We start from the raw sequence: 23545 nt of genomic DNA, 5'->3' as shown, positions 1-23545 counted from the left end.
TTATCTATACAGAAAAGGCTGTGCCCTTCCTGACTCAGGGGAAGGCACAGCCTTTTCTGCATTGGTAACGGATGAAGGAGAGCGCGGGCAGCCCTGCTAGGACAAGTTAAATAATCCGAGTGTAGCGCATTTTTGCGATTCCTTAGACACAACCTCGTCCATATTAATATCGAGCAAATTGCAAAGTGCAGACATATAGAACAGCTCCCGGCCCAGTTCTGAGGCAATGACCTCCCGGCAGTTCTCACACAGTTCACCTTCTAGGTGGGTTCCGGCAAGCTCTTTGGCTTGTTCAAGTCCCAAAGCCGGTTCGAAGACCTGCTTGGTTGCGTGAAGCTGAATGCAGCCGCATTCAGTAATGGATTTGACGACAGCTCGGTTGACGGATGCACTGCTCTGTCCGTTCTTGGACATTACATCCAGAAGACTGCGGTGACGGAGCAGCAGTTCGGAAACTTGATCCTGGAAAGCCTGTAAACTTGGTGCGCTCATTTTCCATTCACCCCTGGGTTCGTAATTGAGTTCATTATATGCCAGGGCCTCCCCTGTTTTCAATAAGGAATAGAAGTTTACGGCTGGGCTTTGCAAACCAGAAAATTAATGGATTCAGAAAAAATAACGGTTCCCCGGATTATCGTCCTAAAAATTGGAACATACTGGTGAGGTATAGATGATTTTTGGATGAATAGAAGGAGGTGCTGGTTATGTGGAAAAAGATTATTTTGACGCTTGCCGGGTTATGTGGAGCCTGGTCCGGTTATTCGCTATATCATGCAGCAGAAAGAGGGTTCCCGGAAGGCATGGGAAAACTGGGTGATAGCTTGCCCGTGGAAGGAAGCATTTTGTTTGCGGTGCTGGGTGCCATTATTTTTTTGTTTGCGGGGACGTTATGCGCGGATTGGGCGGGTACAAAACTGCAGGAGGCGGTTCAGTATTGTTCGCGTATACCGATGAGCGAACTCGCTGCAGGCGCTGCAGGGCTTACAGGAGGTCTGCTGCTGTCACTGCTGCTGTATCCGGTCATGGCCTGGCTCGGCAAGGCCGGAGAGCTGCTGCAGGTGGCAGCAACCCTGGCTCTGGGTTATATGGGCCTGCGGATCGGGCTGGAGAAGAAGGAAGAGCTGGCTTCGCTATGGACTACCGGACGCTGGGGGCGTTCTGCTGAACCGGAGGGCCGGGGACCTGAGGAGCATAAGATTCTTGATACGAGCGTTATTATCGATGGCCGGATTGCTGATATCTGCAAAACGGGTTTCATTGAAGGAACCATCGTTATTCCCGAGTTTGTTCTTGAGGAGCTTCAGCATATTGCGGATTCGTCAGATCTGCTGAAGCGCAACCGCGGACGCAGAGGGCTGGATATCCTAAACAAGATTCAGAAAGAACTGGATGTCAAAGTGCTGATCTACGAAGGCGATTTCGAGGAGATTTCCGAAGTGGACAGCAAGCTGGTCAAGCTGGCTAAGGTGCTGCATGGCAAGGTTGTTACCAATGACTTCAACCTCAACAAGGTTTGCGAGCTCCAGGGCGTATCGGTGCTGAATATTAACGATCTGGCCAACGCGGTGAAGCCGGTGGTTCTGCCTGGTGAGGAAATTATTGTGCAGGTGATCAAAGACGGCAAAGAACATGGACAAGGCGTGGCTTATCTTGACGACGGCACCATGATTGTCGTGGAAGGCGGCCGTGATTATATCGGCACTACGATGGAGGTTCTGGTTACCAGTGTGCTGCAGACTTCCGCAGGCCGGATGATTTTTGCCAAACCGAAGCTGCTGGAAAAAGCGCAATAAGGGTTAATCAGCCCCTGGAGCGGTCTTATAGGCTTGGAAATGCCGTCCAAACACGTTATGATGGGGATATACGTGAAAGACAGGAGCCGAAAGAATGTCAAACAGTGTAGGCGCCGTTATAGTGGCGGCAGGCAGAGGGACACGAATGGGAACGGCAGAGAGCAAACAATATCTGCTGCTTCATGGCAAACCTATTATCGTGCATACCCTGGAGGTATTCCAGAAGCATGAACTCATCTCTGAAATCGTGCTTGTCACCGGTGAAGAGGATGTGCAGCGCTGCCGGCAATGGGTGCAGGCCTACAAGCTGGACAAAGTGTCTGTTGTTATTCCGGGAGGGGCTGAACGCCAGCACTCGGTACGCCGGGGACTGGGAGAACTTACGACCACCTGGGTAATGGTACATGATGGGGTCCGGCCTTTCGTACAGGGCAGTGAGATTGAAGCTTGTTATGAACGGGCCAGATCTGCCGGAGCCTCTGTGCTTGCAGTTCCGGTTAAGGATACGATCAAGCAGGTGGATGGTGAAGGCAACGTGCTGTCTACGCCGGACCGGCGAAGTCTGTGGGCGATTCAGACCCCGCAGACTTTTCGTTTGTCCGAACTGTTGTCAGCCTATGACGAGGCAGAGCGTGACGGCTTCCTCGGTACAGATGACTCCAGTCTGGCGGAACGCAGCGGAATTACCGTTTCTGTAGTAGAAGGAAGCTACAGGAATATTAAGATTACGACACCGGAAGACCTGGATTTCGCTGAATTCACAGAAAGAAGCAGGGGAGAGGAACAGAGATGATCGCTGTAGGACAAGGATTTGACGTGCATCAGCTGGTGGAAGGAAGGCCGTGTATTATTGGGGGAGTGACTATTCCCTATGAGAAGGGGTTACTGGGACACTCTGACGCGGATGTGCTCCTGCATGCAGTAAGCGATGCTATACTTGGGGCGCTTGGACTGGGGGATATCGGCAGACATTTCCCAGATACCGATCCTGCCTTCAAGGATGCAGACAGCCTGAAGCTGCTGGAGCATGTATGGGCGCTTGCCCGTGACCGGGGATACCGGCTGGGAAATATAGATTCGACCATCATTGCCCAGAAACCCAAAATGGCGCCTTATATTCCGCAAATGACCGAGGTTATTGCCCGTGCACTGGATGCGGACCTCTCAAAGGTCAATGTAAAAGCGACAACTACCGAGCAGCTCGGCTTCGCCGGACGCGGAGAAGGAATTGCCGCACAATCTATTGTCTGTCTGCTCCAAGATGTGATATCATCTTGAGATGGCTGAAGTAACAACAGCCTAATAATAACCAATATGAAGCGGAGGGAAACCCATGACGGATCAAGTCCGGGTGCGTTACGCACCGAGCCCTACGGGACATTTACATATCGGAAATGCCAGAACGGCGTTATTTAACTACCTGTTCGCCCGCAATCTGGGCGGCCAATTCATTATCCGGATCGAAGATACAGACCTTAAGCGTAATATCGCGGAAGGCGAAGAAAGCCAGTTGAAATATTTGAAATGGCTGGGAATGGATTGGGATGAGAGCGTAGATGTAGGCGGAGAATATGGCCCTTACCGCCAGACAGAACGTCTGGATCTGTACCGTGTCTACTGGCAGGATCTGCTGGACCGCGGCCTTGCTTACCGCTGCTATTGTACAGAAGAGGAGCTGGAAGCAGAGCGTGAAGAACAGACTGCACGTGGCGAAACCCCGCGTTATTCCGGCAGACACCGTAATCTGACGGAGGAGCAGCGCCTTGCCTATGAGGCGGAAGGACGCATTGCCAGCATCCGTTTCCTGGTTCCTGAGGACCGAACTTATACCTTCAATGATATCGTTAAAGGCAGCATTTCGTTCAACACCAAAGAAATGGGCGACTTCGTCATTGTGAAGAAGGATGGTATTCCAACCTATAACTTCGCTGTAGCTGTAGATGATCATTTGATGGCCATCTCCCATGTGCTGCGCGGGGAAGACCATATCTCGAACACGCCTCGTCAGCTCATGATTTATGAAGCCCTTGGCTGGGAAGCGCCGCTGTTCGGCCACATGACACTGATTGTCGGCGATGACCACAAGAAGCTGAGCAAACGGAATGAATCGATCATTCAGTTTATCGAGCAGTATGACCAGCTTGGCTATCTGCCGGAAGCGCTCTTCAACTTCATCACATTACTCGGCTGGTCGCCGGAGGGGGAGGAGGAGATCTTCAGCAAGGAACAGCTGATCTCTATCTTCACTGCCGACCGTCTGTCGAAGAGCCCGGCTGTATTCGATACGAACAAGCTGGCACATCTCAATAATCACTATATCAAGCATGCCGATCCTAAGCGGATCGCGGCACTTGCTATTCCCCATCTGCAGAAGGCGGGACGTCTGCCGGAGGTTCTGAGTGATGAGCAGCAGATCTGGGCAGAAAGCCTGGTTGCACTGTATCAGGAACAGATGAACTCCGCTTCGGATATTGTAGGACTCTCCGAGCTCTTCTTCCGCAGCCATCTGGAACTGGAGACGGAAGCGGCACAAGTACTTGCCGAAGCCCAGGTTCCTGAAGTGCTCTCCGCTTTTCTCGCTAAAGTGGAAGCTGCTGAGGATTTCGGCGCTGCTAATATGGCTGTGCTGATCAAAGAAGTCCAGAAAGAAACCGGACACAAAGGCAAAGCGCTGTTTATGCCGATCCGTGTCGCTCTGACTGGTCAGATGCATGGCCGTGATTTGAATGCGACCATCGCGCTGCTTGGCCGGGACCGGGTCATCGAACGTCTGAAATCGCAGATCAAAGGCGCATAAACCGGGGGATATGAGGGTAGAACCCCTTGTCAGCCCTGCGGCTTTTCGCTAAGATAGAAGAATATAATAACTAATAATAGCTGTGATCAGGAAAAGTACGCGTATACGGGCAATTGCCAGAGAGAATAACCGCTGAGGGAGATTTCCCTTGCAGGCTGGGAGTTATTCATTTGTCTGCCGCTGAACATGCACCTGTGAGCTGCACGGTTGAGCGTCCCTGTCTGTCAGGGGACAGTAGACTGTGCCGGGGACGTTGCCGTTACAGACGCCAAGAGGAACACCGCATGCAACTGCCGCGAAGTTAACGGCAGTCTGATTGTGCGAATGTTCAAGCAGAGTGGGACCGCGGTTAAACGTCTCTGCAGCATAATGCTGCAGGGGCGTTTTTTGTTGAACTATAAGGATACCGATTGAATGCTCACAGCATACAGATGAATAGAGCAAGTGGGCTGAAGACACTATCTTCCTTTGCGTACCTGTAAACAGGAGGTGGGGAAGTCAAAGAAGAGGGGAACCCTGATGTTTAAGCATATCAAGTCGGACATTCGGGCAGTATTCGACAACGATCCCGCTGCCCGCAGCAAGTTCGAGGTTGTCTTCACCTACGCCGGGCTTCATGCTATATGGGCACACCGGATTGCCCACTCTTTATATAAACGCCGCTGGTTTACACTGGCACGCATCGTATCGCAGATGAGCAGATTTATGACCGGAGTGGAAATTCATCCGGGTGCGGTTGTCGGCAGCCGGTTGTTCATCGACCATGGAATGGGTATAGTCATTGGTGAAACCTGTGAGATTGGTGACGATGTCATTATCTATCAGGGGGTCACACTTGGAGGGACAGGGAAAGAAAAGGGCAAACGTCATCCTAGCGTCGGCAACAATGTTGTCATTGGCTCCGGTGCCAAAGTACTGGGATCGTTTAGAATCGGCGATAATTGCAATATCGGTTCCAATTCAGTGGTTCTGCGTGAAGTGCCCAGCAACAGCACCGTTGTAGGAAATCCAGGACGCGTGGTTAAGCGCAACGGGGAACGCGTGTCCGATCGGCTGGATCATACCCAGATGCCGGATCCGCTGATTGATTCCCTGCGTTTTCTGCAAAAGGAAATCGAAGAGCTGCGCGAGCAGATGGGCACCGAAGACAAGCTGAAGAAGGAACAGCGGCGGCTGGAGAGCCAGCAGTATATCGGCGATTATGAAATATAACCATATGGAGATTTAAGAGAATCCAGGGGGAACAGAAAGGATTGGGAACAGAATGGCTGTACAGATTTATAACACAATGACACGGAGCAAGGAAGAATTCGTACCGCAGGAACCTGGCAAAGTGAAAATGTATGTATGCGGTCCAACCGTTTACGGCTATATGCATATCGGGAATGCTAGACCGGTTATCGTTTTTGACATGGTCCGCAACTACCTGGAAGCCCTCGGCAATGAAGTCCGCTATCTGACGAACTTTACCGATGTGGATGATAAAATGATCCGCAAAGCGGAAGAGATGAACATTACTGTAGCTGAGGTCGCGGAAATGTTCATCTCCGCCTATCAGGAAGACCTGGCCGGACTTGGTGTAAAGCCGGCAACAATGAATCCGCGCGTAACAGAGAGCATGGACAAGATCATTGAGTTCATTAAGGAGCTTGAAGAGAAAGGATTTGCTTACGAGAACGGCGGAGATGTGTACTACCGGACCGGCAAGTTTGCCAATTATGGCAAGCTGTCAGGCCAGAATCTGGAGGAACTGCGCTTTGGTATCCGTGTTGAGGTGGATTCGCGCAAGGAGAACCAGGAGGATTTTGTGCTCTGGAAGGCAGCCAAGCCGGGTGAGGTACACTGGTCCAGTCCATGGGGAGAGGGGCGTCCGGGCTGGCATATCGAGTGCTCGGCAATGGTCCGCGAATATTTGGGCACAACGATCGACATCCATGGCGGCGGAGAGGATTTGAAGTTCCCGCACCATGAGTGCGAATGCGCGCAAACAGAAGTGCTGACGGGTGAGCCGCTGTCGAAGTATTGGATGCACAACGCATTTTTGAACATTGGTGAGGAGAAAATGTCGAAATCACTTGGAAATGGTCTGCTTGTGAAGGATATTCGTGCACGTTTCAAAGCGGGGACTATCCGTTATTTTATGCTTTCAAGCCATTACCGCAATCAGCTGAACTTCTCGGAGGAAGCACTGCTCTCTGCTGAGAAAAGCGTGGAGCGCATCACTACGGCAGCAGGTAATGTGAAGCATCGGCTTGAACTGGATACGGACGGGGCAGAGGGAGCGGCAAGCTCACAGATCGTTGAACGCCTGGCAGCTATTGTTGGCAATTTCCACGCCAGAATGCAGGATGATTTCAATACGCCGGATGCGATTACCGCTCTGTTTGACTGGGTAAGCCTGGCTAATTTGACGCTTGCTGATAATGACGCGCATTCCGCAGACTTTGCAGCACTGCTGAAGGCTTTTGCCGAGATGAATTCGGTACTGCGCCTTACTCAGGAGGCTGAAGAAGAGGTCGCCAGTGAAGAGGTTGAGCGCCTCATTGCTGAACGCACAGAAGCGCGCAAGAATAAGAACTGGAGCCGGTCCGATGAAATCCGCGATGAGCTGAATACTCTGGGCATTCTGCTGGAAGACACTCCACAGGGAATGCGGTGGCGGCGTAAATGAGCGGGCAGTTTGATCTGAACAGCGCATGGTTTCCGTACGAACCGTCCAAGCCGGCCCGTTTGCTCTCGCCGATTGTTCTGGCGTATGCAGGAGATGCCATTTATGAAGTGGCTGTGCGGCAGTATCTGATTTCGCTGCCCAATCTGCGTCCGAATCATCTGCACCGCTCGGCAACGGGACTGGTCTCGGCCAAAGCCCAGAGCACGATTCTTGCCTACCTTGAGCCGGTGCTCACGGAGGAAGAGAAGGACGTGGTAAGACGAGGGCGCAATGCCAAGTCCGGCACGATTCCCAAAAACGCAGATGTGCTGGAATACCGCCACGCGACTGCTTTTGAATGCCTGATCGGGCATTTATATTATACAGGACAGCAGGCGAGAATCCAGGAGCTTGTTCACAGCAGCATCGAATACATGTTGAATCGGACCAAATGAGTTTAAACAGGCAGCGGAGTTTATAGTTATATATGGGTACTTAGAACAGGAGACATGAACATGGAAGAATTGAGAACGGAAGAGGAAATACTGGCGGGCAAGCATTCAGTCCTTGAAGCGCTTCGTGCCGGCCGGACACTGAATAAAATATGGATCGCCGAAACTGCACAAAAGCACTTAACGGCACCTATCGTCGCTGAAGCCCGCAAAGCAGGAATTGTAATTCAGCATGTAGATAAGCGGAAGCTGGATCAGCTCGCACCGGGAGTTCAGCATCAAGGGGTGGTAGCACAGGCGGCACCGTTTGCCTACACCGAGGTTGCTGATATTCTTGCGGCGGCTGAAGCCAAAGGGGAACCGCCTTTTCTTCTTTTGCTGGATGAAATTGAAGACCCTCATAACCTGGGATCTATCTTGCGCACTGCCGACTGCACTGGTGTGCATGGTGTCATTGTACCGAAACGGCGTTCTGCGCAGATTACAGCAACAGTATCCAAAACCTCTGCCGGTGCAGTGGAATATGTGCCTGTTGCACGCGTAACCAATCTGGGCCAGACGATAGACCGCCTTAAGGAACTTGGGGTGTGGGTGGTTGGAACCGATGTGGATACGGATCAGAATCTCTTCGGATCTGATATTTTTACCGGACCGGTAGCGGTGGTTATCGGCAATGAGAATAAAGGAATGGGCCGCCTGATCCGTGAGAAATGTGACGTGCTCCTGAAGCTGCCGATGGCGGGAAGAATCAACTCTCTTAATGCTTCCGTAGCAGCCGGTGTAATTATGTACGAGGTGCTCCGCCGCCGGCAAGAACAGGGATAACTATGGCAGACTGGCGCGATATACTGCTCGTGGACGGATACAACATGATCGGCGGCTGGCCGGAGCTTGCGGCGCTGTCGCAGACCGGCATGCAGGGGGCCCGCGACCGGCTGCTCGATATGCTGGCCGATTATCAGGCATTCTCCGGGCTGCGCGTCATAGCCGTATTCGATGCATACCGTGTGCCGGGACTTGGACGGTCGTTTGTACAGGGGAAAGTCCAGGTATTCTTCACTAAGGAAAAGGAAACGGCAGATGAGTGCATTGAGCGGCTGGTGGGAGAATTCACTCACCGCCGCAGACAGATTTCTGTGGCGACCAGCGATTTTGTGGAGCAGCATGTTGTTTTTGCGCAAGGGGCGCTCCGGATCTCGGCAAGAGAACTGAGACTGGAGATTGAAGAGAATCAGAAACAGGTTAAAAAGGCTATTGAACCGGGAAGTGTAAGCAGCACCCGTCACTCCCTGGAAGACAAGCTGCCTCCGGAAACGCGGAAACGTCTCGAAGACTGGCGCAGACAGTGATTAAGAAATGCCATAATATGTTATAGAAGATTGTTTTTGGACAATCTTCGGTTGACGTTGTAAGGTAACATAATATATACTGATCCTATATTTCGCGAAGTAACGATGTGTCTTGCGTTGCAGCCGGGGGGATTCTTGGTGAGTGTCGACCTCAAGGAATTAATGCTATCCGAGTATGATTTCATAAGTGATGAAGAAATTGTCGAGATCTTCCGTGGTGGCGACAGTGGCGCATTGGAACATTTAATCAACAAGTACCGTAATTTCGTACGTGCCAAGGCTCGTTCCTATTTTTTGATCGGGGCAGATCGTGAAGATATTGTACAGGAAGGCATGATTGGCTTATATAAGGCAATTCGTGACTTCAAGGGGGACAAGCTTTCCTCGTTCAAGGCGTTTGCCGAGCTGTGCATCACCCGTCAGATTATAACTGCCATTAAGACAGCGACCCGCCAGAAGCATATTCCGCTGAACTCATACGTCTCGCTCGACAAACCCATCTATGATGAGGATTCCGACCGGACGCTGATGGATGTGATTTGCGGAACGCAGGTGCTTGATCCTGAAGAACTGATTATCAACCAGGAGGAGTTCATCGGACTGGAAGATAAGATGGCGGAGATCCTTAGTGATCTGGAACGCAAGGTTCTAATGCTCTATCTGGATGGACGGTCCTATCAGGAAATTGCTGAGGACTTGAAGCGGCATGTGAAGTCTATTGACAATGCACTGCAGCGAGTGAAGCGTAAGTTGGAAAGATATCTGGAAGTGCGTGACAATTAATGATATAATGAACTAGAAAGGCTCGGGACTCGAGTCTTTTTTTAGTGTCCTGCAAGATTTCATCGTGATGGAAATGTGTTTTGTTAGACAACAGTAGGCTGCAGGTTTATACCACGGCGGAATGATCCATAATGGTAGTGAAGACAGCGAGTGGCAAAGGAATGCCAAGACCAGAGATTATGTACGGCACCAGGCTACACCACCTGGAAATACCCAATGCGATGGGGGAATTCTTTCGTTGACACGGGCGATGATATTATGCTAAAGTGTTTTAGGTAGGCCTAAATTCGCGGCTTTTTTTTTGAATCAATATTTGCGTCTTCTAATTTAACGGTTAGAAGTACGTCTTCGGGAGGTGCATATCATGCGGGTAATTATCACTTTGGCTTGTACAAGTTGCAAACAAAGAAACTATGCAACAACCAAAAACAAGCGAAATCACCCCGACCGCTTGGAGATGAAGAAATTTTGCAAGTTTTGTAACGAGCAAACTCCTCATCGCGAAACCAGATAGTCTTTGGAGGTGTAGTCGGCGTGAAACGTAGTTTCAAGTCTTTGTTTTCCTTTTTCACTGAGAGCTGGAGTGAACTCAAAAAGGTTCGCTGGCCTAGCCGTAAGGAACTGAAAAACTATACATTGATCGTTCTCGGTACAATTGTAGTTATCGCTCTTTACTTCTGGGTTCTGGACATCGGTATTTCCGCTGTGATTGAAGCGATTATTTAGAGAGGTCCCAGGTGGCTTGATATGGAAAAAAGATGGTATGTCGTTCATACCTATTCCGGGTATGAGAATAAGGTCAAGGCCAATTTGGAAAAACGCGTTGAGTCCATGGGCATGGAAGACAAAATATTCCGCGTTCTTGTTCCTATGGAAGAAGAATTGGTAAACAAGGATGGCAAGAAAAAAACTGTCATGCGTAAAGTTTACCCCGGTTACGTTTTGGTCGAAATGGTACAGACTGATGATTCCTGGTATGTAGTCCGCAATACGCCGGGCGTTACCGGATTTGTCGGTTCAACTGGTTCGGGGTCCAAGCCTACCGCTCTGCTCCCTGAAGAGGTTGAACAAATTCTGAAGCATATGGGCATGGTTGAACCTAAAGCGAAGATTGATTTCGAAATTAAGGAATCCGTACGTATTATGGTCGGTCCGTTTGCGAATTTTGTGGGCTCCGTGGAAGAGATTTTGGCAGACAAGAGCAAGATCAAGGTACATGTCAACATGTTTGGACGGGAAACCCCGCTCGAGTTGGATTTCACTCAAGTGGAGAAGATATAACAAGCGCAAGGGTTTCTTGTGGGAGAATGCTGTTTAGCATTCGAATACCACTATTTACGCAAGGAGGTGTCACTCATGGCTAAAAAAGTTATTAAAATGGTGAAACTGCAGATTCCTGCAGGGAAAGCGAATCCAGCGCCTCCAGTAGGTCCGGCGTTAGGTCAAGCAGGTGTCAACATCATGGCATTCTGTAAGGAATTCAACGCTCGTACTGCCGACCAGGCTGGCCTGATCATCCCGGTTGAAATTACAGTATTTGAAGACCGTTCCTTTACCTTCATCACTAAAACTCCTCCGGCTGCTGTTCTGCTTCGCATCGCTGCAAAAGTAGAAAAAGGATCCGGTGAACCAAACAAGAAGAAAGTAGCAAAACTCGGCCGCGCAGCGGTTCGTGAAATTGCTGAAACAAAAATGCCCGATCTGAACGCTGCATCTATCGAAGCTGCAATGCGTATGGTTGAAGGTACTGCCCGCAGTATGGGTATCACAATCGAAGACTAATATGTATTCGATGAACCGGTCATTCATGACCGCAATATGTGGGAGGAATTTCCGCTAACACCACAAAGGAGGAACATTTTCATGGCTAAACATGGTAAGAAATACCAAGAATCTGCTAAGCTGATCAACAGCGAAGCAACTTACGAGCCTTCAGAAGCTGTAGAGCTTGTGAAAAAGGCAGCAACTGCTAAATTCGACGAAACCGTTGAAGCAGCAGTTCGTCTGGGTGTAGACCCGCGTAAACAAGACCAAGCTGTTCGTGGTGTTGTTGTCCTGCCTCACGGCACAGGCAAAACTCAACGCGTGCTTGTATTTGCAAAAGGTGAAAAAGCGAAAGAAGCGGAAGCTGCTGGCGCCGATTTTGTTGGTGATGCTGATATGATCAACAAAATTCAACAGGGCTGGTTTGAATTCGATGTCTGCGTAGCTACACCTGATATGATGAGTGAAGTCGGTAAACTGGGTCGTCTGCTCGGTGGTAAAGGCCTCATGCCTAACCCTAAAGCAGGTACAGTTACTTTCGACGTTACCAAGGCTGTTCAAGAAATCAAAGCCGGTAAAATCGAATATCGTCTTGACAAAGCGGGCCAAATTCACGCGCCAATCGGCAAAGTGTCTTTCAACGCTGAACAACTGAACGAGAACCTTAAATCCCTCATCGACGCTCTGAACCGTGCGAAACCGGCTGCTGCTAAAGGTGTATACCTTAAAGGCATCGCTATTTCGTCCACTATGGGACCTAGCGCTCGCGTGAACGCAGCTGCTTTCAGATAATTAAGGGTTGACTCTTTGAGTCATCTTTGATAATCTATAACAGTTGTGAACATTAAGGTGATCAATCTTGAATTTGAATATGCTTACCGTAGACAGTAGGTGCCGTAGGGCTTAATTTCCTACCGAGGTGTTGTGATAGAAACAAAAAGTAGCAGGCTCGCCTGACTGCTTTCCGTTTTATCAAGCCTTCGTGAATCTGCGGAGGCTTTTCTAATGCCTGCGTAGGAACGGCGCGGATTCTCCGGAAGAATCGCCGTCACATAAATTTTCAGGAGGTGTATACAATTGGCAAATGCAAAAGTAATCCAAGCTAAACAGGATGCGGTTGATGTTGTAACTGGCAAACTGCAGAACAGTATCTCTACTGTTGTTGCGGACTACCGCGGATTGAACGTTTCGCAAGTGACTGAACTGCGTAAGCAGCTTCGTGAAGCTGGCGTTGATTTTCAAGTCCTGAAGAACACATTGCTTCGCCGTGCAACTGCAGCGGCTGAGTTGACTGATCTGGACGCTGTCCTGACTGGTCCTACAGCGATCGCTTTCAGTGAAACTGATGCGGTAGTAGCAGCCAAAATTTTGAACGACTTCGCTAAGAAGAACGACGCTCTGAAACTTAAAGGCGGCGTTGTAGAAGGTCGCGTTATCGACGCTGACCAACTGAAAGCACTGGCTGAGCTTCCATCCCGCGATGGTTTGCTGTCCATGCTGCTTAGCGTGCTTCAAGCTCCAATGCGCAACTTCGCGCTTGCAGTTAAAGCTGTTGCTGAGAAAGAAGAACAAAGCGCGTAAGCCTTTGCTTCTAGCTTCATAATCATTACCACAAACCAATTCAAATATAATGGAGGTTCAATCATGAGCAAAGAAACAATTTTGGAAGAAATTAAAGGCATGAGCGTATTGGAACTGAACGACCTGGTTAAAGCAATCGAAGAAGAATTCGGCGTAACTGCAGCAGCTCCAGTAGCAGCTGGCGGCGCAGTAGCAGCTGTTGAAGAAGAGCAATCCGAATTCGACGTAATTTTGACAGGCGCTGGCGCTTCCAAAATCAACGTTATCAAAATCGTTCGCGAAATCACAGGTCTTGGCTTGAAAGAAGCTAAAGACGTTGTAGACAACGCTCCAAAAGCAATCAAAGAAAAAGTAAGCAAAGAAGAAGCAGAAGCTACCAAAGCAAAATTGGAAGAAGCAGGCGCTTCTGTAGAAGTGAAATAATTTGATTTAAGTAGGTACTGCCCCGGATATGAAGTGATTCATTCCGGTTCTTGCAACCCCCTTGAACTTGTTCAAGGGGGTTGCTCTATAAGAGATGCTTTGTATATTAGAGCCATGTGAAAGGGAGGATTGTATGTCGCAGCATTATTACTCGCAGCAGCCGGAAGCACGTCATGACAGACGCAGCATCGATACGGTACTGAGAGGCAAAAGCCTCCGCTTTACAAGCGACGCCGGTGTTTTTTCCAAAGGGGATATCGATCATGGTAGCCGAGTTCTGATCGAAGCTATGAAAATTTCGGATGGGGCGGAGGTGCTGGATGTTGGCTGTGGTTACGGACCTATAGGGATTAGTGCAGCACTCCTCACTCCCAAGGGACATGTGACGATGATTGATATCAACAGCCGTGCGGTAGAGCTTGCCCGCGAGAATGCGCAGCATAACGGAATCCGCAATGTTACGGTTATGGAAAGTGATGTACTGTCTGCGGTGAAGGGGCGTACATTCGATGTGGTTCTTACCAACCCGCCGATTCGTGCAGGCAAGGCTGTGGTTCATGAGATTTTTGAGCAGGCGCATGCGCATTTGAATGAGGGTGGAAGTCTATGGATAGTCATCCAGAAGAAGCAGGGCGCACCATCGGCCTCCGCCAAGCTGGAAAGCTTATTCTCGGATGTAGAAGAAGTGGGGAAAGATAAGGGATATCGCATTATCAGAGCGAAGAAGTAAAAAATAAATAATACTTATTGACATGCAATGTTGATAGTGTTATTATTATAAAATGTCAGTATTAAACTAGGCTCCATGTCTTTAGTTTGCTGAAATGTCAAGTGATATATTGTCGCCCGGTAAGCGCATGCCGTACGGCAGGTTTTTGCGAATTCCGTTCTCTATGTTCCTGTCACGGCGAAGGTCGCCGGGACAATAGATAATAGCGCATAAACTGTTGCTTGGTGACGTATAATACACACGTTTTGGGCAAATCTACTGGATAAGGAGTATTTTGGCCGTGGATAGATGCGCTCTTTTTTCGAAAGATTTCGATAAGGGGCTTTTCTGTATTTATGGCTGAATCCTTGTGTTATGGTTCCATTATACGGGTCCAAACAAGGGTTCGCAATCAATTTTTAAGTGAGTAGACATGAGGGGTGAGTAAAGTTGGCAGGACATCTTGTTCAGTATGGTCGACGCACTCGGCGGAGCTATGCGAGAATTAACGAGGTACTCGAGGTCCCGAACCTGATCGAGATCCAACAAAAATCTTATGACTGGTTTTTGGAGGAAGGATTGCGGGAAATGTTCCAGGACATCTCGCCGATCCAGGATTTCACAGGAAATTTGGTACTAGAGTTCATTGATTACAGCCTGGGTGAACCGAAGTATACGGTTGACGACGCTAAAGAGCGGGACGTAACATATGCGGCTCCTCTGCGTGTAAAGGTGCGTCTCATCAATAAGGAGACCGGTGAGGTCAAAGAGCAGGAAGTGTTCATGGGAGATTTCCCGCTGATGACGGAAACCGGCACTTTTATTATCAATGGTGCGGAACGGGTTATTGTCAGCCAGTTGGTTCGCTCTCCAAGCGTCTATTTCAGCACGAAAGTGGATAAGAACGGCAAAAAAACCTACACCGCCACAGTAATTCCGAATCGCGGAGCTTGGCTGGAACTGGAGACCGACGCTAAGGACATCATGTATGTCCGTATCGACCGGACCCGTAAGATCCCGGTAACCGTGCTTCTGCGTGCTCTAGGCTTCGGCAGTGATGCTGAAATTCTGGAACTGCTTGGTAATGATGAATATATTCGCAATACGCTGGATAAAGACAACACGGACTCTACGGAGAAGGCGCTTATTGAAATTTACGAGCGTCTGCGTCCGGGTGAACCACCGACACTTGACAATGCCAAGAGCCTATTGGTCGCACGTTTCTTTGATCCGAAACGTTATGATTTGGCCAATGTAGGCCGTTACAAAATCAACAAAAAACTGCATATTAAGAATCGTCTGTTCAATCAGCGTCTGGCGCAGCCTTTGGTTGATGAATCTACAGGAGAAATCCTGGCAGAATCCGGCCAGATGGTTGACCGCCGCCTGCTTGACGAGCTGATTCCTTATTTCGAGAAGAATGTAGCTGGCAAGAACTACCGTGTTACCGGCGGGGTTATGGACAGTGAAGATATTCCGCTGCAGACTATTGACGTATTCTCGCCAATTGAAGAAGGCCGGATTATCAAGCTGATCGCCAATGGCAACATTGACAAGTCGGTCAAGCATATTACCCAGGCTGATATTATATCCTCAATCAGCTACTTTATTAATTTGCTGCACGGTATCGGTAATACAGATGATATCGACCACTTGGGTAACCGCCGTCTGCGTTCTGTAGGTGAATTGCTGCAGAATCAGTTCCGTATCGGTCTGTCCCGTATGGAGCGCGTGGTGCGGGAGAGAATGTCAATTCAGGACGCTAATGCGATTACACCGCAGGCACTGATCAACATCCGTCCGGTTATCGCGTCGATCAAAGAGTTCTTCGGTAGTTCGCAGCTGTCCCAGTTTATGGATCAGACGAACCCGCTTGCTGAACTTACACACAAGCGCCGTCTGTCGGCACTTGGACCCGGCGGTCTGACCCGTGAACGCGCAGGCTTTGAAGTCCGCGACGTACATCACAGTCACTACGGCCGTATGTGTCCTATCGAAACACCGGAAGGTCCGAATATCGGTCTGATCAACTCCTTGTCTACCTTTGCACGCATCAATGAATACGGCTTTATCGAAGCTCCGTATCGTTGGGTGGATCCAAAGACTGGTAAGGTTACAGAACAAATCGATTATCTGACTGCTGATGAAGAAGATAACTATGTAGTTGCTCAGGCGAATGTACTGATTGATGAGAATGGTACATTTAAGGAAGACATGGTTATCGTTCGTTACAACAAGGATTCAGATAACATTACTACTATGCCTAGTAACCGTGTTGACTACATGGACGTTTCACCTAAGCAGGTTGTGTCGGTCGCTACGGCGCTCATTCCGTTCCTTGAGAACGATGACTCCAACCGCGCACTGATGGGATCGAACATGCAGCGGCAGGCCGTTCCGCTTCTGATTCCGAAAGCTCCGCTTGTCGGCACAGGGATGGAACATAAATCCGCCAAGGATTCTGGCGTATGTATTGTTTCCAAATATGACGGTATTATTGAACGCTCCTCTGCCAATGAAATCTGGCTGCGCCGTGTAGAGGCAGTTGAAGGCAAGGAAGTTAAAGGCGATATCGTTAAATATAAATTACACAAATTTATGCGTTCGAACCAAGGGACTTGCATTAATCAGCGTCCGCTGGCTAAACGTGGCGATATTGTTAAGAAGGGTGATATCCTGGCAGACGGACCTTCCACAGAAATGGGCGAACTTGCTCTTGGCCGTAACGTAGTCGTTGCGTTCATGACTTGGGAAGGTTACAACTACGAGGATGCGATCCTGCTCAGTGAGAAGCTGGTTAAGGAAGATGTATACACTTCGATCCATATCGAGGAATATGAATCCGAAGCCCGTGACACCAAGCTAGGACCTGAAGAGATCACGCGTGATATTCCAAACGTTGGTGAAGAGGCGCTCCGCAATTTGGATGAGCGCGGAATCATTCGTATCGGTGCGGAAATCAATGCCGGCGACATTCTGGTAGGTAAAGTTACTCCGAAGGGCGTAACTGAACTGACTGCTGAAGAACGCCTGCTGCACGCAATCTTCGGTGAGAAGGCTCGTGAAGTCCGTGATACCTCCTTGCGCGTTCCGCATGGTAGTGATGGTATTATCGTTGACGTTAAGGTGTTTACCCGTGAGAACGGCGATGAGCTGCCTCCAGGTGTGAATCAATTGGTTCGTGTCTACATCGCTCAGAAGCGTAAGATTTCTGAAGGTGACAAGATGGCCGGACGTCATGGTAACAAGGGTGTCGTTGCCCGTATCCTGCCAGAAGAAGATATGCCGTTCCTTCCGGATGGTACACCGGTACAGGTTGTCCTGAACCCGCTGGGCGTACCTTCACGTATGAACATCGGACAGGTGCTGGAAGTCCATATAGGTATGGCGGCACTGCGTCTGGGTATCCACGTGGCTACTCCGGTATTCGACGGAGCCCGTGAGTATGACGTGTTCGATACGATGGAAGAAGCCGGTATGCAGCGTAACGGTAAGACTGTGCTGTATGACGGACGTACAGGCGAGCGCTTCGAGCGTGAAGTTACTGTCGGCGTTATGCACATGATCAAGCTTGCGCACATGGTTGACGATAAGATTCATGCCCGTTCTACAGGTCCTTACTCACTCGTTACACAGCAGCCACTGGGTGGTAAAGCTCAGTTCGGCGGACAGCGTTTCGGGGAAATGGAAGTGTGGGCGCTTGAGGCTTACGGCGCGGCGTATACATTGCAAGAAATTTTGACCGTGAAATCCGATGACGTGGTTGGCCGTGTGAAAACGTACGAGTCCATCGTCAAAGGTGAAAATGTTCCAGAACCGGGTGTTCCGGAATCGTTCAAGGTATTGATCAAGGAACTGCAGTCGCTGGGTATGGATGTCAAAATCCTTAGCGGTGACGAGCAGGAGATCGAGATGAAGGAACTGGACGATGAGGACGAGACGTCAGGCGACAAGCTGAGCCTCAATTTGGAAGGCGCAGAAGTCGGCATAGAGTAGTTCACCAGCAAGCCACTAATTTCATTACACAAAGGACCGCGCCCTCTGTTGACTTAACGTCAAGAGAGGGCTGTGGTACTAAATCAGGATATAGGTTAAGGAGGGTTGCTCCTTGTTGGACGTTAACAATTTTGAATTTATGAAAATCGGGCTCGCTTCCCCGGAAAAAATTCGTTCTTGGTCCCGCGGAGAAGTGAAAAAACCGGAAACCATCAACTATCGTACTTTGAAACCGGAAAAAGAGGGTCTTTTTTGCGAACGCATCTTTGGACCGCAAAAGGACTGGGAATGTCACTGTGGTAAATACAAACGCGTCCGTTATAAGGGCGTTGTGTGCGACCGCTGCGGCGTGGAAGTTACCCGCGCTAAAGTCCGCCGCGAACGTATGGGCCACATCGAGCTGGCAGCTCCGGTATCTCATATCTGGTACTTCAAAGGTATTCCGAGCCGTATGGGTCTGGCACTGGATATGTCTCCAAGATCGCTCGAAGAGATTATCTACTTTGCATCTTATGTTGTAACCGATCCGGGTGAAACTCCTTTGGAGAAGAAACAACTGCTATCTGAGAAAGAATACCGCAGCTACCGTGAGAAATACGGCTACGGCTTCCAGGCTGGCATGGGTGCTGAAGCCGTCAAAAAACTGCTTCAGGATATCGATATCGATAAAGAACTGGAATTCCTCAAAGAAGAGCTGCGCACGGCCCAAGGCCAGCGCCGTAACCGGGCGATCAAACGTCTCGAAGTTATTGAGGCTTTCCGCAACTCCGGCAACAAGCCAGACTGGATGATCATGGATGTACTTCCGGTTATTCCTCCGGAGCTTCGCCCTATGGTTCAGCTCGATGGCGGCCGTTTTGCTACGTCTGACCTTAATGACCTGTACCGCCGCGTAATTAACCGTAACAACCGTCTGAAGAGACTGCTGGATCTCGGTGCTCCTGATATTATCGTGCAGAATGAGAAACGGATGCTTCAGGAAGCTGTTGATGCCCTGATCGACAATGGCCGCCGCGGCCGTCCTGTAACAGGTCCTGGTAACCGTCCGCTCAAATCGCTCAGCCATATGCTGAAAGGTAAACAAGGACGTTTCCGCCAGAACTTGCTCGGTAAGCGCGTTGACTATTCCGGACGTTCCGTTATCGTCGTAGGACCTTACCTCAAGATGTACCAATGCGGTCTTCCAAAGAAGATGGCACTGGAACTCTTCAAACCGTTTGTAATGAAAGAATTGGTTAATAAGGGCCTTGCCCACAACATCAAGAGCGCAAAACGTAAGGTTGAGCGCGTAAGTCCTGAAGTCTGGGATGTGCTTGAAGAAGTAATCAGAGAACATCCGGTTCTGCTGAACCGTGCCCCTACACTGCATAGACTGGGTATACAGGCGTTTGAACCGATTCTGGTAGAAGGTCACGCGATCCGTCTTCACCCGCTCGTATGTACGGCATACAATGCCGACTTTGACGGTGACCAGATGGCGGTACACGTTCCTCTGTCCGCTGAAGCTCAAGCTGAAGCCCGTATTCTCATGCTGGCATCCGGTAACATCCTGAACCCTAAAGATGGTAAGCCGGTTGTTACACCTTCCCAGGATATGGTCCTTGGTACGTTCTATCTGACCATGGATAACAAGGAAGAAAAGGGAACGGGTATGATTCTGCGTACCGTGAACGAAGCTGTTTCAGCTTACCAACGCGGAACCGCTGGTCTGCATGCGCGTGTTGCTATTCCTGTTAAGGCACTGGGTAAAACCAACTTTACAGAAGCGCAGCAAAATGCATTGCTGATTACAACGGTGGGTAAGATTATCTTCAACGAAATCTATCCAAGCAGTTTCCCATATATCAATGAAGCTACCAAAACAAACCTGCTGCAGGGTACACCAGAGAAGTACTTCATCTATGAAAAAGGCGCGGATGTCCGCGAATTGATCATGGCTGCTCCGGAAGCCAGTGCTGTAGGTAAAGAATATCTGGGCCTAATCATTGCCCGCTGCTTCGAAACCTATCACACTACCAAGACTTCAGTAATTCTGGATAAAATTAAGCAGCTCGGCTTTACGTACTCTACACGTTCTGGTGTTACGGTTGCCGTATCAGACGTTATTGTGCCTGAGGAAAAAGCTACAATTCTTAAAGAATCCGAAGCTAAGGTTGATGTAGTAGCGAATCAATACCGCCGCGGTCTGATTACCAATGATGAACGGTATGACCGTGTTATCGAGATCTGGTCGAAGACTAAGGATGAACTTACGAACGTCCTGCTGAAATCGATGGATCGTTTCAACTCCATCATGCTCATGGTCGACTCCAAAGCGCGTGGTAACAAATCGCAGATCACCCAGCTCGGTGGTATGCGTGGTCTGATGGCTACCCCTTCGGGCCGGATTTTCGAATTGCCAATCAAAGCGAACTTCCGTGAAGGTCTGACCGTCCTCGAGTACTTTATTTCCACTCACGGAGCGCGTAAAGGTCTGGCCGATACAGCGCTGCGTACAGCGGATTCCGGGTACTTGACACGCCGTCTCGTTGACGTGGCTCAGGACGTAATCGTCCGCGAAGAAGATTGCGGTACCGATAAAGGCTTCACCGTCAGCCGGATTCAAGATGGCAAGGAAGTTATCGAGGATCTCTACGACCGTATTGAAGGCCGTTATTCCTTCGAAACTGTGCGTCATCCGGAAACGAAGGAAATCCTCGTTCACCGTAACGATCTGATTGACTCCGATAAGGCTGAAGCAATCGTGAATGCTGGCGTTACTAAATTGCAGATCCGCTCTGTACTGAGTTGCCGTGCCCGTCACGGTGTCTGCAAGAAGTGCTACGGTCGTAACCTGGCAACAGGTAAATTCGTGGAAATCGGGGAAGCTGTCGGCATTATTGCTGCACAATCCATTGGTGAACCAGGAACACAGCTTACCATGCGTACATTCCATACCGGTGGTGTTGCCGGAGACGATATCACGCAAGGTTTGCCGCGTATCCAAGAGTTGTTTGAAGCCCGTAACCCTAAAGGTCAGGCGACAATCAGTGAAATTGACGGCGTAGTTAAGGAAATTCGTGAAACCAAGGACCGTCGTGAAATCGAAGTCCAGGGTGAAGCGGAGTCCAAGACCTATTCCATCACTTACGGTTCCCGTCTGCGTGTCAGTGAGGGCCAGGAGATTGAAGCTGGTGATGAATTGACAGACGGTTCTATCGACCCTAAAGAAATGCTGCGCATCAAAGGGATCCGCGGGGTACAGAACTACATTCTGCAAGAAGTACAGCGTGTATACCGTAACCAGGGCGTTGAGATCAATGATAAGCATATTGAAGTTATGATCAAGCAGATGCTGCGTAAAATTCGTATTATCGATGCTGGAGATACCACTCTCCTGCCGGGTGCTTTTGCGGATATTCATGAATATGAAGCAGCCAACAAGGAAGCTATCCTGTCTGGTAAAGAACCTGCAGTTGCCAAACCGGTACTGCTCGGTATTACCAAAGCCTCTCTGGAAACAGACTCCTTCCTGTCTGCGGCCTCTTTCCAGGAAACTACCCGCGTCTTGACGGATGCAGCAATTAAGGGTAAAGTGGATAAGTTGCTCGGTCTTAAAGAAAATGTTATCATCGGTAAGCTGATTCCTGCAGGTACAGGTATGAATCGTTACCGTAATGTGAAACTTAGTGATCCGAATGAAGAAAGCAAGCAAGCCGCTTTAGAAACGGTTCCAGCTGAGTAATAAATAATCATGGCATTCAGCTTTCGCGTCACGTGATAACCTTGCGTGACGCGGCTGTCTGTTATGAATATTAATATAATTATTGCTGTTTTTCTTGACATCGTGTGCTGAGGATGCTAATATGTCTAAGGTGCGTGAGTAGCCTTGTCATTCTTGTTCAGTGGAGGTAATGTTTTTCATGACTGATGATAGAGGGTTACAGGATGCTCAGGTCAAGATCGGTTCCAAACAAACCGTCAAGGCGGTGGAGTTGGGCCAAGCCGCAGAAGTCTATGTGGCGGAGGACGGAGATCAACGGCTTACTTCCAGAATTGTTATGCTTTGCGGCAAACAAGGTGTGAAGGTCACATATGTGGACACCATGCTGAATTTGGGCAAGGCCTGCGGTATAGAAGTTGGTGCTGCTATGGCAGCCGTCTTAAAACAATAGCAACAAGAGAACGTTTTTGTACCGGGGTACACTTCGGCAGCAAGGACTTTTCATTTGTCTTTTTATGAACCACCTGGGTCTGTGGACTTAATGTTTGTAAATTGACTATCATTTCAGGAAGGGGGTGGCACAACATGCCAACTATTAATCAACTGGTTCGTAAAGGCCGTCAAGCCAAAATCGAAAAATCCAAATCTCCCGCTCTTCAAAAAGGGTTCAACGCCCTCAAGCGTGAGGCTACAAATTTGAGCGCCCCGCAGAAACGCGGTGTGTGCACTCGTGTAGGCACAATGACTCCACGTAAACCAAACTCAGCACTTCGTAAGTATGCCCGTGTTCGTTTGACGAACCGTCTTGAGGTGACTGCTTACATTCCGGGTATCGGACACAACCTTCAAGAGCACAGTGTAGTATTGCTGCGCGGAGGTAAAGTTAAGGACCTTGCAGGAGTTCGTTACCACATCGTTCGTGGTGCACTTGATACTGCAGGTGTTGCTAACCGGATGCAGGCTCGCTCCAAATATGGTGCGAAACGTCCTAAGGCTAAGAAATAAGACAAGCATATCCGAATAATAAACATTTTAAGAAAGGGGGATATCCATGCCACGCAAAGGTCCAGTTACTAAGAGAGATGTATTGCCAGATCCATTGTATAATAGCAAGTTGGTTACTCGTTTGATCAACCGTATTATGCTGGGTGGTAAAAGAGGTGTCGCTCAAAGCATTTTGTACAATTCGTTCAAGTTGATTCAGGAACGTACAGGTAAAGAACCGATGGAAGTTTTCGAAGCTGCCATCAAGAACATCATGCCTGTATTGGAAGTTAAAGCTCGTCGTGTCGGCGGTGCTAACTACCAGGTGCCTATCGAGGTTAAACCTGAAAGACGTACTGCTTTGGGATTACGTTGGCTTGTAAACTACTCACGCAACCGCGGTGAGAAGACTATGGAAGAGCGTTTGGCGGCTGAGATTATCGATGCTTCCAACAACACAGGCGCTTCCGTTAAGAAACGTGAAGACACGCACAAAATGGCTGAAGCGAACAAAGCGTTTGCTCACTACCGCTGGTAGGATTATAGCCGTTCAAATAACTT

General features: G+C 49.3%; 24 protein-coding genes and 1 other annotated feature. Of the genes, 23 read left to right on the top strand and 1 reads right to left on the bottom strand.

Going from position 1 to position 23545, the window contains the following annotated elements; translation table 11 throughout:
* Positions 1-96 precede the first annotated feature (96 nt).
* Positions 97-492, bottom strand: a complete 396-nt coding sequence (locus R50912_RS29815; RefSeq protein ID WP_039298549.1) for a nucleoside triphosphate pyrophosphohydrolase family protein — start codon at positions 490-492, stop codon at positions 97-99.
* Positions 493-704: 212 nt separating this feature from the next.
* Between R50912_RS29815 and R50912_RS29810 the strand changes: the two genes are divergently transcribed.
* The 23 genes from R50912_RS29810 to rpsG all read left to right on the top strand — a co-directional run bounded on the left by R50912_RS29810 (position 705) and on the right by rpsG (position 23522).
* Positions 705-1793: a PIN/TRAM domain-containing protein gene (locus tag R50912_RS29810; protein WP_042240017.1), complete on the top strand. Its 1089-nt coding sequence runs from the start codon at positions 705-707 to the stop codon at positions 1791-1793.
* A gap of 94 nt (positions 1794-1887) precedes the next feature.
* On the top strand, positions 1888-2586 hold the full coding sequence (gene ispD, locus R50912_RS29805) for a 2-C-methyl-D-erythritol 4-phosphate cytidylyltransferase (protein ID WP_042240015.1): 699 nt from the start codon (positions 1888-1890) through the stop codon (positions 2584-2586).
* A complete protein-coding gene (gene ispF / locus R50912_RS29800; RefSeq protein WP_042140144.1) occupies positions 2583-3071 on the top strand; it encodes a 2-C-methyl-D-erythritol 2,4-cyclodiphosphate synthase in 489 nt (162 codons plus the stop codon). Before ispD ends, ispF begins: the two co-directional genes overlap by 4 nt.
* Before the next feature lie 55 nt (positions 3072-3126).
* Positions 3127-4590: a glutamate--tRNA ligase gene (gene gltX / locus R50912_RS29795; RefSeq protein ID WP_042240012.1), complete on the top strand. Its 1464-nt coding sequence runs from the start codon at positions 3127-3129 to the stop codon at positions 4588-4590.
* A gap of 519 nt (positions 4591-5109) precedes the next feature.
* Positions 5110-5802, top strand: a complete 693-nt coding sequence (gene cysE / locus R50912_RS29790) for a serine O-acetyltransferase (protein ID WP_042240009.1) — start codon at positions 5110-5112, stop codon at positions 5800-5802.
* Between the two features lie 52 nt (positions 5803-5854).
* The gene (gene cysS, locus R50912_RS29785; RefSeq protein ID WP_042240007.1) at positions 5855-7261 is read left to right on the top strand and encodes a cysteine--tRNA ligase; all 1407 of its coding nucleotides are present in this window, start codon (positions 5855-5857) and stop codon (positions 7259-7261) included.
* Positions 7258-7695, top strand: a complete 438-nt coding sequence (locus R50912_RS29780) for a Mini-ribonuclease 3 (protein WP_039298565.1) — start codon at positions 7258-7260, stop codon at positions 7693-7695. Before cysS ends, R50912_RS29780 begins: the two co-directional genes overlap by 4 nt.
* 60 nt (positions 7696-7755) lie before the next feature.
* Positions 7756-8517, top strand: coding sequence for a 23S rRNA (guanosine(2251)-2'-O)-methyltransferase RlmB (rlmB, locus tag R50912_RS29775; protein WP_042140140.1), 762 nt, complete (start codon positions 7756-7758; stop codon positions 8515-8517).
* A gap of 2 nt (positions 8518-8519) precedes the next feature.
* A complete protein-coding gene (locus R50912_RS29770; RefSeq protein WP_042240004.1) occupies positions 8520-9041 on the top strand; it encodes an NYN domain-containing protein in 522 nt (173 codons plus the stop codon).
* Between the two features lie 138 nt (positions 9042-9179).
* Positions 9180-9824, top strand: a complete 645-nt coding sequence (sigH, locus tag R50912_RS29765) for an RNA polymerase sporulation sigma factor SigH (protein WP_020427086.1) — start codon at positions 9180-9182, stop codon at positions 9822-9824.
* A 364-nt stretch (positions 9825-10188) separates the two neighbouring features.
* Complete coding sequence (gene rpmG / locus R50912_RS34605) at positions 10189-10338, top strand: 50S ribosomal protein L33 (protein WP_074086515.1); 150 nt, start codon at positions 10189-10191, stop codon at positions 10336-10338.
* Positions 10339-10358: 20 nt separating this feature from the next.
* A complete protein-coding gene (gene secE / locus R50912_RS29760; RefSeq protein WP_020427085.1) occupies positions 10359-10550 on the top strand; it encodes a preprotein translocase subunit SecE in 192 nt (63 codons plus the stop codon).
* Positions 10551-10571: 21 nt separating this feature from the next.
* Positions 10572-11105, top strand: coding sequence for a transcription termination/antitermination protein NusG (nusG, locus tag R50912_RS29755; protein WP_020427084.1), 534 nt, complete (start codon positions 10572-10574; stop codon positions 11103-11105).
* 75 nt (positions 11106-11180) lie between these two features.
* Entirely contained in the window at positions 11181-11606 is a 426-nt protein-coding gene (rplK, locus tag R50912_RS29750) for a 50S ribosomal protein L11 (RefSeq protein WP_020427083.1), read from the top strand.
* 81 nt (positions 11607-11687) lie between these two features.
* Positions 11688-12380, top strand: a complete 693-nt coding sequence (rplA, locus tag R50912_RS29745; RefSeq protein ID WP_039298583.1) for a 50S ribosomal protein L1 — start codon at positions 11688-11690, stop codon at positions 12378-12380.
* A gap of 68 nt (positions 12381-12448) precedes the next feature.
* Positions 12449-12601 (top strand) — a sequence feature (ribosomal protein L10 leader region).
* A 64-nt stretch (positions 12602-12665) separates the two neighbouring features.
* The gene (gene rplJ, locus R50912_RS29740) at positions 12666-13169 is read left to right on the top strand and encodes a 50S ribosomal protein L10 (RefSeq protein ID WP_042240002.1); all 504 of its coding nucleotides are present in this window, start codon (positions 12666-12668) and stop codon (positions 13167-13169) included.
* Positions 13170-13232: 63 nt separating this feature from the next.
* Positions 13233-13592 carry a 50S ribosomal protein L7/L12 gene (gene rplL / locus R50912_RS29735; RefSeq protein ID WP_039298590.1) on the top strand — a complete coding sequence of 120 codons (360 nt, stop codon included), beginning with the start codon at positions 13233-13235 and terminating at the stop codon, positions 13590-13592.
* A gap of 133 nt (positions 13593-13725) precedes the next feature.
* Positions 13726-14322 carry a class I SAM-dependent methyltransferase gene (locus R50912_RS29730; protein ID WP_042239999.1) on the top strand — a complete coding sequence of 199 codons (597 nt, stop codon included), beginning with the start codon at positions 13726-13728 and terminating at the stop codon, positions 14320-14322.
* Positions 14323-14751: 429 nt separating this feature from the next.
* A complete protein-coding gene (rpoB, locus tag R50912_RS29725) occupies positions 14752-18297 on the top strand; it encodes a DNA-directed RNA polymerase subunit beta (RefSeq protein ID WP_042239995.1) in 3546 nt (1181 codons plus the stop codon).
* 112 nt (positions 18298-18409) lie between these two features.
* Positions 18410-22021 (top strand): DNA-directed RNA polymerase subunit beta', encoded by a 3612-nt coding sequence (gene rpoC, locus R50912_RS29720; protein ID WP_042239992.1) that lies wholly within the window; start codon positions 18410-18412, stop codon positions 22019-22021.
* 178 nt (positions 22022-22199) lie between these two features.
* The gene (locus tag R50912_RS29715; RefSeq protein ID WP_039298604.1) at positions 22200-22451 is read left to right on the top strand and encodes a ribosomal L7Ae/L30e/S12e/Gadd45 family protein; all 252 of its coding nucleotides are present in this window, start codon (positions 22200-22202) and stop codon (positions 22449-22451) included.
* A 134-nt stretch (positions 22452-22585) separates the two neighbouring features.
* Positions 22586-23005 (top strand): 30S ribosomal protein S12, encoded by a 420-nt coding sequence (gene rpsL, locus R50912_RS29710; RefSeq protein WP_020427075.1) that lies wholly within the window; start codon positions 22586-22588, stop codon positions 23003-23005.
* Between the two features lie 46 nt (positions 23006-23051).
* Complete coding sequence (gene rpsG, locus R50912_RS29705; protein WP_020427074.1) at positions 23052-23522, top strand: 30S ribosomal protein S7; 471 nt, start codon at positions 23052-23054, stop codon at positions 23520-23522.
* Positions 23523-23545: the final 23 nt, after the last annotated feature.

It is taken from the genome of Paenibacillus sp. FSL R5-0912 (assembly GCF_000758605.1).
Classification (GTDB): Bacteria; Bacillota; Bacilli; order Paenibacillales; family Paenibacillaceae; genus Paenibacillus_AQ.
The sequence above is the reverse complement of the archived record's forward strand: the minus strand, read 5'-3'. Positions and strand labels throughout refer to the sequence as shown.